Raw genomic sequence first — 13,216 nt, 5'->3', positions numbered from 1 at the left:
GGTTCAAGTGCGGGAGGACGAGGAGTCCCATGCGGATCGGCGAGCTGGCCCGGCGTACGGGCGTGAGTGAGCGCTCCTTGCGCTACTACGAGACCCAGGGGCTGCTGGCGGCCGACCGTACCCCCGGCGGGCATCGCGACTACCCGGCCGGGGCCGTCGACCGCGTGATCCGCATCCAGGAGTTCTACGCGGCCGGGCTGTGCAGCTCGAAGATCGCCCAGTTGCTGCCCTGTGTGCGGGACGTGGACGGCGGCCCGTCATCGATCGCCACCCCGCGCCTGGTGGAGGACCTCTCGGTGGAGCGCGACCGCATCAACCGGATGATCGGCGAACTGCTGCGCTCGCGTGACGTGCTGGACGACGTGATCACCACGGCGAAGGGCCAGGACGCGCCCGGGGGCTGAGCCCGGGCGTGACGCGGGCCCTTCCCCGGGGCGCGCCCGGGTCGAGGGGGTTCCGCCCGGCCCGAGCCGTACCGCTCCCGGGCTCCGCCTGCGGTCCGGCCAGCCCCCCGGCCGTCAGCCCTCCAGCACCGGGAGCAGCTCCGGCAGATGCCCGTCCGACGCCGCCGCGGCCGTGACGCGCTCGGCCGGGACCTCGCCGTACAGCGTCGTGCGCGGCCTCGCCGGGCGGCCCGCGAGGTCGGCGATGGCGACAAGATCCTGGACGGAGCGGTACGAACCGTAACTCGACCCCGCCATCCGGGAGATGGTCTCCTCCATCAGCGTGCCGCCCAGGTCGTTGGCTCCCGAGCGCAGCATCTGTGCCGCACCCTCCGTGCCGAGCTTGACCCAGCTGGTCTGGATGTTGGTGATGTGCGGGTGGAGCAGGAGACGCGCCATCGCGGTGACGGCGCGGTTGTCGCGGTCGGTGGGGCCGGGACGGGCGATGCCCGCCAGGTAGACCGGTGCGTTGGTGTGGATGAAGGGCAGCGTGACGAACTCGGTGAAGCCGCCGGTCTCCTGCTGGAGCCGGGCCAGTGTCCTGAAGTGGCCGAGCCAGTGGCGGGGCTGGTCGACGTGGCCGTACATCATGGTGGAGGAGGAGCGCAGGCCCGTCTCGTGCGCCGTCCTGACCACCTCCAGCCAGGTGGCCGTCGGCAGCTTCCCCTTGGTGAGGACCCAGCGGACCTCGTCGTCGAGGATCTCCGCCGCCGTGCCGGGGATCGAGCCGAGGCCGGCTTCCTTCGCGGCGGTCAGCCAGTCGCGGATGGACATGCCGGTGCGGGTCGCGCCGTTGACGACCTCCATCGGCGAGAAGGCGTGGACGTGCATCCCCGGTACGCGTTCCTTCACGGCCCGGGCGATGTCGAAGTACGCGGTGCCGGGCAGGTCCGGGTGGATGCCGCCCTGCATGCAGACCTCGACGGCGCCGACGTCCCAGGCCTGGGCCGCACGGTCGGCCACCTGGTCGAGGGAGAGGGTGTACGCGTCGGCGTCGGTACGCCGCTGGGCGAAGGCGCAGAAGCGGCAGCCGGTGTAACAGACGTTGGTGAAGTTGATGTTCCTGGTCACGATGTAGGTGACGTCGTCACCGACCACGTCACGGCGCAGCGCGTCCGCGATCCGGCACAGTTCGTCCAGCGCGGGGCCGTCCGCGTGGAGCAGGGCGAGGGCCTGCTCGTCGGTGAGCTTCGTGGGATCGTCCGCGGCCTGGCTCAGTGCCTGGCGTACGTCGGTGTCGATGCGGGACGGGACCATGCCGGGGGCGGCGGCCTCGCGCAGGGCTTCCCAGTCGCCGTACACCTCGTCGAAGTCGTTCCGCCGGTCACCGGTGCGGCCCTCGGTGTCGATGGTGCGGTGCAGGTCGGTGCGGCCGGAGGCGGCGAAGCCCTCGTCGGGCTCCTGCCAGGGCAGCCCGGCCGGGATCACGCCCTCCTTCGCCAGGCCCGTCTCCGGATCGGCGAGCGCCCGCACGTGCGGGAGGAGGCGCGGGTCGAGCCAGGGCTCGCCGCGCCGGATGAACTCGGGGTAGACGGTGAGCCGTTCCCGCAGCTCGAAGCCGGATTCGGCGGTCTTCGCGGCCAATTCGTCGATGTGGGGCCAGGGCCGCTCGGGGTTCACATGGTCCGGGGTGAGGGGTGACACGCCGCCCCAGTCGTCGATGCCCGCGCCGATCAGAAGGGCGTACTCGGCGTCGACGAGATTCGGCGGGGCCTGGATGCGGGCGGAGGGTCCCAGGACGTGGCGGGCCACGGCGATCGCGGCGGCCAGCTCCTCCAGCTCGGCGTCCGGCATCCCCCGCATCGCGGTGTCCGGCTTGGCGCGGAAGTTCTGGACGATGACTTCCTGGAGGCCGTGATAGGCGCGGGCCGTTCTGCGCAGCTCGAAGAGGGAGTCGGCGCGCTCCTCGTACGACTCGCCGATCCCGATGAGGATGCCGGTGGTGAAGGGGACGTTGGACCGCCCCGCGTCCTCCAGCACACGCAGCCGGACGGCCGGTTCCTTGTCCGGGGACCCGTGGTGGGGGCCGCCCTTCTCCGACCACAGCCGGGTCGCCGTCGTCTCCAGCATCATGCCCATGGACGGCGCGACGGGCTTCAGCCGTTGCAGGTCCGTCCAGGTCAGCACCCCGGGGTTGAGGTGCGGGAGCAGCCCCGTCTCCTCCAGCACCCGGATCGACATGGCCCGTACGTACGCCAGGGTGTCGTCGTACCCCTCGGCCTCCAGCCACTCGCGCGCTTCGGGCCAACGGTCCTCGGGCCGGTCGCCGAGCGTGAACAGCGCTTCCTTGCAGCCCATCGCGGCGCCCTTGCGGGCGATGTCGACGACCTCGTCCGGGGACAGGAACATGCCGTGGCCGGCGCGCCTGAGCTTCCCGGGGACCGTGACGAAGGTGCAGTAGTGGCAGGTGTCGCGGCACAGCCTGGTCAGGGGGATGAAGACCTTGCGGGAGTACGTGATCACTCCGGGCCGTCCCGCGGCGTCGAGTCCCGCGTCCCGCACCCGGGCCGCTGACGCGGCGAGATCCGTCAGGTCGTCGCCGCGCGCCTGGAGCAGGACGGCGGCCTCGGTCACATCGAGTGCGACTCCGTCACGGGCCCGCTTGAGGGCCCGCCGCATGGAGTTGGTGGTCGGGCGTCCGCGCTGAGGATCGGTCATGAACCGAGCATACGAGCGCCCCACCTCGCCCGGACCAGGACCTCTGTCCGCCACGGACGGCCGGCCCGGCGCCTCAGGACGGACCGGCCCGCCGGTCCCCCCTGGCGCCTTGGACGTTATGCCCCGATTGCACCGTAGGGTCGGAGAGGTGATGGAAACGATCGTCTTCGACATCGGCGAAACCCTCGTGCGCGACGACCGCCACTGGGCGTCCTGGGCCGACTGGCTCGGGGTCCCGCCGCACACCGTCAGCGCACTCGTGGGCGCCGCGGTGGCCCAGGGCCGGGACAGCGCCGACGCGCTGGGCATCCTGCGTCCCGGCATGGACGTCACCGAGGCGTACCACGCCCGTGCGGCGGCCGGCCGGGGCGAGTACCTGGACGAGACGGACCTCTACCCGGACGTCCGCCCGGCGCTGGCGGAGCTGCGCGCGCTCGGCCTGCGTGTCGTCGTGGCGGGCGACCGGAGCCGCCGCGCCGGTGAGTTGCTACGGGCACTGGACCTGCCGGCGGACCTGGTGGTCACCTCGGAGGAGTGGGGGGTGACCAAACCGGACCCGGAGTTCTTCGCGCGCGTACTGGCCGTCTCGGACGCTCCGCCGCACGCCACCCTGTACGTGGGAGACCACCCGGCCGACGACCTGTTTCCGGCGAAGTCCTCGGGCCTGCGGGCGGCCCACATCCGCCGCGGCCCGTACGGCCATTGGTGGGCCGACCACGCGGACGTCACGGAGACGGCGGACTGGCGGATCAACGCGCTGACCGACCTGCCGGGACTGCTCGCCGAACCCGCCGGCGCGAGGGCCCCCGAACTGACACGCTGAGCCGCACATCGGACGTGGCGGCGCAGGTCCCGCAGGCGGGCTGACGACGACGCGCGTTTCGGCCGGCGGAGGGCCCGTCGGCGCACCGCGGACGCCCGTGACCGTCGCGTGATCAGCGCCCCGTAGCCTCCGACCGTCAGAGGACTGGCGGGGTATGCGAGCACAGCGGGGGAAGAACATGACATACCGGCGCGCGGCGATACCGGCGCTGGCCGGAGGGCTGCTGCTCACGGTGCTTCTGTGGTGGGCGGGGGCCAGCGCGAACGCGCTGCATCTCCAGGGCGCCACCGACGCGCTCGGCGGCCGGACGGTCGCCGACCTCCAGTACTGGCTCACCCCCTGGTCGTACGATCCCTCGGACTCCCTCCTGTTCGGCGCCGACATGCCGGGCGGCGAGCGCTACCGGTCGCTGCACGAGACCGGAATGCAGATCAGGTTCGCCGCGGTCTTCGCCTTCTTCGTCCCCGGGGCGCTGCTCCTGGTCCGCAGGCTGCCGCCGGTGGGCAGAAGGATGCCGGCCGCCCTGCTCGTGGTGTGGGCCTGGGGCATGGTGGCCGGGGCCCTGGCGTCGGTGATCTCCGCGCCGTGGCTGATCGCCTCGCACGGGCGCGGCAGTTACCGCTTCCTGCCCCAGCTGGCGAGCATGGCCTCCTCCGGGCAGCAGATCACCGTCGTGGCCTCGCTCGTCACAGCGGCGGTCGTCGTCCCCCTGGCGCGGATCACCGCCAAGGGTGCGGGCGAACTGCCCCTGGGTGCCGTGCCGGTGCGCGCGGCCCGCCTGGCCGCCGCCGCCGGTACCGCCGTGGTCGCACTGTCTTCGGTGGTCCTGTCCTACGAGTCGGTTGCCGCATCCCTCCAGAGGGTCTCCCTGTCCGGACGGCTGCTCACCGAACCGGGCGACCTGCTGCGCACGTGGCTGCTGCTCGGCGGCTGGTCGGCCCCGGCGGACGGGGCGCTCGGCCACTGGCTCCTGTACCGCGTCGCCGACGTGCTGCTGCTCGCCGTGGTGTGGTGGGCGCTGCGTCAGCTGCCCGTCCTGCTCACCCGGGCCACCGTGCCGGCCATGGCGGTCGGCGCGGTCTGCGCGACGGTCGTCGGTCTGCTGGCGAACCAACTGGTGCAGACAGCGGTGACCGGAGCGGACTCGAGCATGCGCTGGGGGTGGCAGTACCTGTCCGGCGCCCTCGGCAACGGCGTCCCCGCCGCCCTGACATGGGGCCTGGTGGCCGGCCTCACCACGGTCGTGACCCTGCGGTTGTCCGGAGGGCGCACGGAGACCGCCGGCCCCACGCCCGCCGTACCGCCCGCCGCGCCGGCGCCCGCGGAGCTGCCGGACCGTCCCCTCGGATGACGGACGGCCCCCGTCCGGCACGTGTCCGGGCGGGGGCCGTTCGTCCCTCGGGTGGCTGCCTACTCGCCCAGCACCGCCTCCATGACCTTCTTCGCGATCGGGCCACCCAGGCCACCACCCGAGATGTCCGACCGCGAGATGTCCATCGCCGTCGGGTCGATGAACACGGCGACCGCCACCGACTGGCCGTCCGCCTTCTTGCCGTACGAGACGAACCAGCCGTACGGGACTTCCTTGCTCACGTCGTCGCCGCGCTGAGCCGTACCCGTCTTGCCGCCCACCGTCACGCCGTCGATCAGCGCGCGCCTCGCGCTGCCCTCCGCGGCGGTGAACTCCATCATTTCCTGGACCTTCTTCGCCGTCTCCTCGGAGACGGCCTGGCTCTTGAGCTGCGGCTCGTTCTTCTCCAGGGTGGACAGGTCCGGGCCGCGCAGCTCGTCGACGATGTACGGCTGCATCAGCTTGCCGTCGTTGGCGAGGGCCGCCGTGACCATCGCCATCTGCATCGGGGTGCTCGTGAGGCTGCCCTGGCCCATGCCGGTGAGGGCGGTGCCGGGCTTGTCCAGCGACTCGGGGTAGAGACTCCTCGTCGCGAGCATGTCGCCGAAGGCGTCGGAGTAGACGTCCTCGTTGAAGCCGAACTTCTCGGCCGTCTCGCGCATCCCCTCGTCGCCCACCTTGAGGGCGGCGTCCAGGAAGACGTTGTTGCAGGAGTGCTGCATGGCCGTCTTCATCGACGCCTTGTTGCAGGTCGCGTCGCCCGCCTCACTGCTGATCCTGCTGCTCGACAGCGGCAGCGGGTAGGGGGACGCCGCGTCGGTGCGGGCGTCGACGTCCGTGACGACGCCGTGTTCCAGGGCCGCGGCGGCAGTGAGGATCTTGAAGGTGGAGCCGGGCGGGAAGGTCTCGCGCAGCGGGCGGTTGGCCAGCGGTTTGCCCTTGTCGTCGACCAGCGCCTGGAACTTGTCGCCCTCCTTGAAGGAGTTGCCGGCGAAGACCGATGGGTCGTACGAGGGCGTCGACACCAGGGCGAGGACCTTTCCGGTCTTCGGGTCGAGGGCGACGACCGCACCCCGTGCGTCGAGGTCGGTCAGACCCTTGTAGGCCGCCTCCTGGGCCTTGGGGTCGATGGTCGTGATCACATCGCCGGCGCGCCGCTCCTCACCCGTGAGGATGTCCTTGGCGTGCCGGAAGGCGAAGCGCTCGTCCTGGCCGCTGAGGATGCTGTCGTACGTCTTCTCCAGGAGGGACATGCCCTGCGCCTGGGAGGCGTAGCCGGTGACGGGTGCGTACATCGCGCCCTGCTTGAACGTGCGCTGGTACTTGAAGTCGGTCCCCTCGACCTCCTTCGACCCCGTGATCGCCTTGCCGTTCACGATGATGTCGCCGCGCGGCGTCGCGAACTGGGTGATCTTGACCCGCCGGTTGTGCTCGTGGGTGGCGAGCTCCTCGCTCCTGGCGTACTGGAGCCAGTTGGTGCGTACCAGCAGGGCCAGCATCAAGAGCCCGCAGAAGATGGCTATGTGCCGCAACGGCCTGTTCATCGTGCTCCCGCTCCCAGGCAGCCGGGCACACAGGCACACGGGCCGCACCATCGATGTCCGGAGGTGATGGAGGCGATGTTAGCGTCGATAGCCGCACCGGAAGATCACCACCGGCACGTCCCGGCCACAGGTTCCTCACAGATACGCCGCGTACGCGTCCAGCGCGCGCAGCACCTCCGCCTCCTCGGCCGGGGGCAGTTGAAGGACGACCTCCGAGATCCCCAGGTCCGTGTAGTACGCCAGCTTGCCCGGATCGGGCACCACCGCGTACGGCACCACGTGGAGCTGCTCCGGGTCCCGGCCGGCCTGCTCCCAGGCGGTGCGCAGCCGCGGCAGGGAATCCGCGAGGCCGCGCCCTCCGATGGGCAGCCAGCCGTCGGCGTCCTGGGCGATCTGGTCGAACAGCTTGGGCCCCGCCGTCCCGCCGATCAGGGTGCGCGGGCCACTGACCGGGCCTCGGGGCTTCCGTACCGGTTTCGGGTACGCGTGGCTCGCCCGGACGGAGCCGAACTCACCCTCGTACGCCGTCGGCTCCTCCGCCCACAGGGCCCGCATCAGGGCCATTCGCCCCCGGACCAGCGAACGCCGGGTCGGCCAGTGGACGCCGTGGTCCGCGGCCTCCTCGACGTTCCATCCCAGACCGACGCCGAGCGTGAACCGGCCGCCCGAGAGGTGGTCGAGCGTGGCGGCCTTTTTCGCCAGGTCGATGGGGTCGTGCTGGGCGACCAGCGTGACACCGGTGCCGAGCTCCAGCCGCTCGGTGACCGCCGCGGCCTGGCCCAGGGCGACGAACGGGTCGAGGGTGCGGCCGTACTCCGCCGGAAGCTCACCGCCCGCCGGGTAGGGGGTCTCCCGGCCCACAGGGATGTGGGTGTGCTCGGGCAGGTACAGCCCGGCGAAACCCCGCTGTTCGAGCTCTCGCGCGAGCCGTACCGGTGTGATCGTCCCGTCGGTGAGGAAGATCGTTGTGGCGATCCGCATGAAGGGCACCTCCGTCGTCGTCCGTGGCGGTCCCAACGTATGCCGTGCGGCGGGCGGATCGGAGCGTCGGCCGAGATTCAGTCCTGGACGACCAGCGCGGGGGTCTCCTTCGTCAGCACCTCGCCGCGGAAGAACGCCGGGCTTCGGCGCTGCATCGCCAGCATCAGTACCACGCCGAGCAGCAGCAGCCCGACTCCGATGACGAAGACCGAACCGACGCCCAGGACGGACGAGCCGGAGCCGTAGGCCGGGTCCCACATGTCGTACAGGGTCTTGCCGAAGACAGCGGTGAGCAGGATGCCGCCGACGACGGGGAAGAGGCCCTTGAAGACGAGATCGCGTGCGGAGCTGGTCAGGTCGGCGCGGAAGTACCAGGCACAGGCGAAGGCCGTCAGCGCGTAGTAGAAGCAGATCATCAGGCCGAGGGCGTAGATCGTGTCGACCAGGACGTGCTCGCTGACCAGCGTCATCACCGTGTAGAAGACACCGGTCGCGACGCCCGCCACGACGGTGGCCTTGCCGGGGGTCCGGAAGCGGGGGTGGACACGGGCGTAGGAGGCGGGCAGGGCTTCGTAGGCCGACATCGCCAGGACCGTGCGCGCCACCGGGATGAACGTGGTCTGCAGGCTCGCGGCGGCCGACGCCAGCACCGCCAGGAAGAGCAGGATGCCGAGGCCGGGGCCCATGACCGGGCCGGCGAGGGCGGCGAAGACGTTGTCGGAGGTGTCCGGGTTGGAGAGGCCGAGCCCCGAGTCACCGGAGCCGACGGCCATCTGGGCGGCGATGCCGGTGGCGAGGTAGGAACCGACCAGGACGACCATCGCGATGAGCGCGGCGCGGCCCGGTGTCTTCTCGCTGCCGGTGGTCTCCTCGTTGGCGGTGAGACAGGCGTCCCAGCCCCAGAACATGAAGATCGAGAGGGAGAGGCCGGCCGTGAAGGCGGCGAAGGACTGGACGGCGAACGGATTCAGCCAGGACCAGGAGAAGTCCAGCGACGAGCCGGAGAAGTCACCGCTGCCCGCCTTCTGCACCGCCATCACGACGAACACGGCGAGGACGACGAGCTGCAGGCCGACGAGGGCGTACTGGATGCTCTTGGTGGCCGTCATCCCCCGGTAGCTGATCGCCGTCGCCACGGCGATGAGCAGGAGACAGGTGAGGATGTGGACGGCCTTGTTGTCGTCCAGGGCGGCGACCGAGTCGCTCCCGGACACCTCGCCGGCCAGCAGCCAGAAGTAGGAGGTGGCGACGCCCGCCAGGTTCGACAGGACGATGATCGTCGCGATGACCAGGCCCCAGCCGCACATCCAGCCCAGGCGCGGCCCGAAGGCCTTGACCGTCCAGGTGAACGAGGTGCCGCAGTCCGGCATGACCTTGTTGAGCTCCCGGTAGGCGAAGGCCACCAGCAGCATCGGCAGGAATCCGGCCAGGAACACGGCGGGCATCTGCACGCCGACCTCACCGGCGGTGGAGCCGAGCGTGGAGGTGAGGCAGTACACGGGGGCGACGGTGGAGACGCCGATGACGGCGCTGCCCATCAGTCCGACGGAGTTCCCGCCGAGCCCCTTCTCGCGTACACCGCCGTCGGCCGGGGCGTCTCCCCTTACCGTGTCTCCGGCCTGTGGCCGCGCATCCAGCTGAGTCATGAAGAGGACGGTATGCGCTGCGATATCCACATCCGGAGGGTGAGACTCCGCTGTCTCACCCTTGAGTTGGCAGACCAGATCAACAAACTACTCACCGCATCGAAGGCCCTTGATGCTCACCACCTTGCAATTGACACCTCAGGGGCGCGAAGGATGACGTACGGTAATCGCACCCCTGTCCGTTTTCACCCGATTCAAAATTTACCGACGTCATCTTTCGGCCACCTTCGGGCCCTCTCCGGTCACCCGCGGTACAGCTCCTCGATCTCCGCCGCGAAGTCCCGGGTGATCGCGTCCCGCTTGACCTTCAGGGAGGGCGTGAGGTGCCCGTTCTCCTCGGTGAAATCCTCCGGCAGGATCGTGAACGCACGGATGGACTCGGCGCGCGACACCAGCCGGTTGGCCTCGTCGACCGCACGCTGCAGCACCGCACGCAGCTCGTCGTCACGGACGAGCTCGGGCAGGGGGACGCCCTCCTTCTTCCGCATCCTGCGCCAGTGCGCCAGCCCGTCGGGCTCCAGGGTGATCAGGGCGGTGACGAAGGGGCGGTTGTCACCGACCACGAGACACTGGCTGATCAGTGGGTGCGCCCGCAGCCAGTCCTCCAGCGGGGCCGGAGTGACGTTCTTGCCGCCGGACGTGATGATGACGTCCTTCTTGCGGCCGGTGATGGTGAGGTAGCCGTCCTCGTCGAGCGCGCCCAGGTCGCCGGTCGCGAACCAGTCGTCCTCCAGGCACGGAACGGCCTCGCCACGCTCCGAGTCCCAGTAGCCCTGGAAGACCTGGCCGCCCTTGAGCAGGACCTCCCCGTCGTCGGCGATCCGCACGGCCGTGCCCGGCAGCGGCCAGCCCACCGTGCCCAGGCGGGGCCTGAGGGGTGGGGTGACCGTGGCGGCGGCGGTGGTCTCCGTCAGGCCGTAGCCCTCGAAGATCTGGATGCCCGCACCCGCGTAGAACGCGGCGAGCCGGTGCCCCAGCGGGGAGCCGCCACAGATCGCGTACCGGACCCGCCCGCCCAAAGCGGCCCGGATGCGGCGGTAGACCAGAGGGTCGTAGAGGGCGCGGGCGGCGCGCAGCCCGAGGCCGGGACCGGGGCCGGTACCGTGTTCGGCGGCCTCGACCGCTTCGCCGTAGCGCTGGGCGATGCGGGCGGCACGGTCGAAGGAGGAGGCGCGGCCCATCTTCTCCGCGGTGGCCCGGCCGGTGTTGTACACCTTCTCCAGCACGTAGGGGATGGCCAGCAGGAAGGACGGCTTGAAGCCGGCCAGGTCCGCCAGCAGGTCCTCGGTCCGGATGGACGGCGCGTGCCCGAGCCTGACCCGGGCGCGCATGCAGCCGATCGCGACCATCCGTCCGAACACGTGGGAGAGGGGGAGGAACAGCAGGGTGGAGGCGGGGTACTTGGACACCGAGGTGAAGACGGGGTGGAGCAGCTCGATGGCGTTGTCGACCTCGGCGAAGAAGTTGCCGTGGGTCAGTACGCAGCCCTTGGGGCGGCCTGTGGTGCCCGAGGTGTAGATGATGGTGGCGGGGGTGTGCGGTTCCAGGGTGGCGCGGCGGGCGGCGACGACCGCGTCGGGGATGTTCGTGCCCAGCTCCTTCAGCCGGCCGATGACACCCGCGTCGAATTGCCAGAGATGGGTGAGGCCGGCGAGCTGCTGCCGCTCCTGGCTGACCATCCGGCCCTGCTCCTTGCTCTCCACGGCACAGGCCGCCGCCCCGGAGTCCTGGAGTATCCAGCGGGTCTGGAAGGCGGACGAGGTGGGGTAGATGGGCACGGTGACCAGCCCGGCGGCCCAGGAGGCGAAGTCGAGCAGCGTCCACTCGTAGGTCGTACGCGCCATGATCGCGACCCGGTCACCGGCCTGGAGGCCCTCCGCTATCAGCCCTTTGGCGACGGCCTGGACCTCCGTGGCGAAGTCGGCGGCGCTCACGTCCTGCCAGCTGCCGTCGGCCTGCTCACGGCTGAGGACGGCCTCGGTCGGGGCCTCGCGCGCGTTGTCGTAGGGGATCTCGGCGAGTGACCCTCGCCGGACGGTCGGCGCGAACAGGGGAACGGACACTTCCCGCACGGTGCCGTCCGCCCCTCGGGTCCTGGCCGGCTCGACCAGGATCGGGACGGTGGGCGCGGCGGGCGGAGGGGGCACGGCGGCAGAGGCGGGCGTGGACACGGGGCGGCTCCTCGACAAGGGGGCCGGCGGCGGTCCCGTCCCTGGGTCCGGCGCCGGTGCGGCTGCTGGGTGCGCGGGGTAGAACACGTGCGTCGTGCGTGGCCGGCGGCGTCGGGTGCCGTCGGGTGTCGAGCGTGATCGGCGGGCGTCGTCGGCGTCGTCGGCGTCAGGCGGGGAGCGGCGGGTGCCCGGGGTTCGGTGCGTCCGGGCCGATCCTGACTCCCACGCTGATCCTGACTCACTCGGAGGCCCTGCCGTCAGGGGCGTTCCAGGACGGCCGTGACGCCCTGGCCGCCCGCCGCACAGATGGAGATCAGGCCGCGACCCGGGGCTCCCCGCTCTGCCAGGAGCTTGGCCAGGGTCGCCACGATGCGCGCGCCGGTCGCGGCGAAGGGGTGCCCGGTGGCGAGGGAGGAACCGGCCACGTTCAGTCTGGCCCTGTCGACGGGTGCCAGCCCCTGTCTCTCCCAGGCGGCCAGTGTGGCGAGGACCTGTGAGGCGAAGGCCTCATGGATCTCGAAGAGGTCGAAGTCCGCCGTCGTGAGCCCGGCCCGCTCCAGCAAGCGCGGTACGGCGTACGCGGGCGCCATCAGCAGCCCGTCCTCGCCGTTCACGTAGTCCACGGCTGCCGTCTCGTACAGCGAGAGATACGCCAGCGGCTCCAGCCCGCGATCCGCCGCCCACTCCTCGCTCGCCAGCAGCACGGTGGCCGCGCCGTCGGTGAGCGGGGTCGAATTGCCCGCGGTCATCGTCGCGTCGGGGTGGTCCGTGCCGAACACCGGCTTCAGCGTGGCGAGTTTCCCGGCCGTGGAGCCGGGACGGAGATTCTGGTCGCGTTCCAGGCCGAGGAAGGGGACGACGAGGTCGTCCAGGAAGCCGCGTTCGTACGCCGCGGCGAGCCGCTGGTGGCTGGTGGCCGCCAGCAGGTCCTGCTCCTCGCGGCCGACCCCCCACTTCCGGGCGGTGACAGCGGCGTGCTCCCCCATCGAGAGGCCCGTGCGCGGCTCGGAGTTGCGGGGGATGTCCGGGACGAGGTGACGGGGGCGCACGGCCGCCAGCGCCTTGAGCCGGCCACCCGCCGACTTCGCCCGGCGGGCCTCCAGAAGGATCCTCCGCAGCTGGTCGTTGACGCCCAGGGGTGCGTCGCTCGTGGTGTCCGCACCGCCTGCGACAGCCGAGTCGACGGCACCCAGCGCGATCTTGTTGGCGGCGGCGACGACGGCCTGCAGGCCGGTGCCGCACGCCTGCTGGATGTCGTACGCCGGGGTGCGCGGGTCGAGGGAGGAACCCAGGACGGTCTCGCGGGCCAGATTGAAGTCCCGGCTGTGCTTGAGGACCGCTCCGGCCACGAACTCCCCGACCTGCTGCCCGCGCAGGCCGAACCGTTCGGCCAGCCCGTCCAGCGCGGCGGTGAGCATCTCCTGGTTGGAGGCCCGCGCGTACGGGCCGTCGGAGCGGGCGAACGGGATGCGGCTGCCGCCGATGACGGCGACCCGGCGCGGCTGCGGAAGTGCGAGGGGAATCAACTCGACCAACTCATCTCGACCAGCTCCTGACCCTTGAGTAACCTTACTCTGGAGTAAATCTACGACCGAGCAG

9 protein-coding genes are annotated in these 13,216 nt (G+C 71.2%); 3 read left to right on the top strand and 6 right to left on the bottom strand.

Annotation, left to right across the window (positions count from 1 at the left end):
- Positions 1–29 precede the first annotated feature (29 nt).
- Positions 30–404 carry a MerR family transcriptional regulator gene (locus QFZ58_RS21540; protein ID WP_307126538.1) on the top strand — a complete coding sequence of 125 codons (375 nt, stop codon included), beginning with the start codon at positions 30–32 and terminating at the stop codon, positions 402–404.
- 114 nt (positions 405–518) lie between these two features.
- On the opposite strand, the gene QFZ58_RS21535 is transcribed toward QFZ58_RS21540, so the two are convergent.
- Complete coding sequence (locus tag QFZ58_RS21535) at positions 519–3,101, bottom strand: bifunctional FO biosynthesis protein CofGH (protein WP_307126537.1); 2,583 nt, start codon at positions 3,099–3,101, stop codon at positions 519–521.
- A gap of 151 nt (positions 3,102–3,252) precedes the next feature.
- On the opposite strand from QFZ58_RS21535, the gene QFZ58_RS21530 reads away from it, so the two are divergent.
- Positions 3,253–3,924, top strand: coding sequence for an HAD family hydrolase (locus QFZ58_RS21530; RefSeq protein ID WP_307128946.1), 672 nt, complete (start codon positions 3,253–3,255; stop codon positions 3,922–3,924).
- 178 nt (positions 3,925–4,102) lie between these two features.
- The gene (locus tag QFZ58_RS21525) at positions 4,103–5,275 is read left to right on the top strand and encodes a hypothetical protein (RefSeq protein WP_307128945.1); all 1,173 of its coding nucleotides are present in this window, start codon (positions 4,103–4,105) and stop codon (positions 5,273–5,275) included.
- Positions 5,276–5,334: 59 nt separating this feature from the next.
- On the opposite strand, the gene QFZ58_RS21520 is transcribed toward QFZ58_RS21525, so the two are convergent.
- The 5 genes from QFZ58_RS21520 to QFZ58_RS21500 form a co-directional block, all read right to left on the bottom strand.
- The gene (locus tag QFZ58_RS21520; RefSeq protein ID WP_307126536.1) at positions 5,335–6,819 is read right to left on the bottom strand and encodes a penicillin-binding protein 2; all 1,485 of its coding nucleotides are present in this window, start codon (positions 6,817–6,819) and stop codon (positions 5,335–5,337) included.
- Positions 6,820–6,954: 135 nt separating this feature from the next.
- On the bottom strand, positions 6,955–7,800 hold the full coding sequence (locus tag QFZ58_RS21515) for a TIGR03619 family F420-dependent LLM class oxidoreductase (protein ID WP_307126535.1): 846 nt from the start codon (positions 7,798–7,800) through the stop codon (positions 6,955–6,957).
- A 77-nt stretch (positions 7,801–7,877) separates the two neighbouring features.
- Entirely contained in the window at positions 7,878–9,446 is a 1,569-nt protein-coding gene (locus tag QFZ58_RS21510; protein WP_307126534.1) for an APC family permease, read from the bottom strand.
- Between the two features lie 242 nt (positions 9,447–9,688).
- A complete protein-coding gene (locus tag QFZ58_RS21505) occupies positions 9,689–11,617 on the bottom strand; it encodes a long-chain fatty acid--CoA ligase (protein WP_307126533.1) in 1,929 nt (642 codons plus the stop codon).
- Positions 11,618–11,874: 257 nt separating this feature from the next.
- Entirely contained in the window at positions 11,875–13,152 is a 1,278-nt protein-coding gene (locus tag QFZ58_RS21500) for an acetyl-CoA C-acetyltransferase (protein WP_307126532.1), read from the bottom strand.
- Positions 13,153–13,216: the final 64 nt, after the last annotated feature.

Source organism: Streptomyces sp. B1I3 (assembly GCF_030816615.1).
GTDB lineage: Bacteria > Actinomycetota > Actinomycetes > Streptomycetales > Streptomycetaceae > Streptomyces.
Note: the sequence above shows the minus strand (reverse complement) of the source record. Positions and strands in the feature narration are given on the sequence as shown.

Bases quoted from the DNA above. Each gene is read 5' to 3' on its own strand.
- QFZ58_RS21525 (WP_307128945.1), top strand. From the start codon at position 4,103: ATGACATACCGGCGCGCGGCGATACCGGCGCTGGCCGGAGGGCTGCTG.
- QFZ58_RS21510 (WP_307126534.1), bottom strand. From the start codon at position 9,446: ATGACTCAGCTGGATGCGCGGCCACAGGCCGGAGACACGGTAAGGGGA.
- QFZ58_RS21540 (WP_307126538.1), top strand. From the start codon at position 30: ATGCGGATCGGCGAGCTGGCCCGGCGTACGGGCGTGAGTGAGCGCTCC.
- QFZ58_RS21530 (WP_307128946.1), top strand. From the start codon at position 3,253: ATGGAAACGATCGTCTTCGACATCGGCGAAACCCTCGTGCGCGACGAC.
- QFZ58_RS21515 (WP_307126535.1), bottom strand. From the start codon at position 7,800: ATGCGGATCGCCACAACGATCTTCCTCACCGACGGGACGATCACACCG.
- QFZ58_RS21520 (WP_307126536.1), bottom strand. From the start codon at position 6,819: ATGAACAGGCCGTTGCGGCACATAGCCATCTTCTGCGGGCTCTTGATG.
- QFZ58_RS21535 (WP_307126537.1), bottom strand. From the start codon at position 3,101: ATGACCGATCCTCAGCGCGGACGCCCGACCACCAACTCCATGCGGCGG.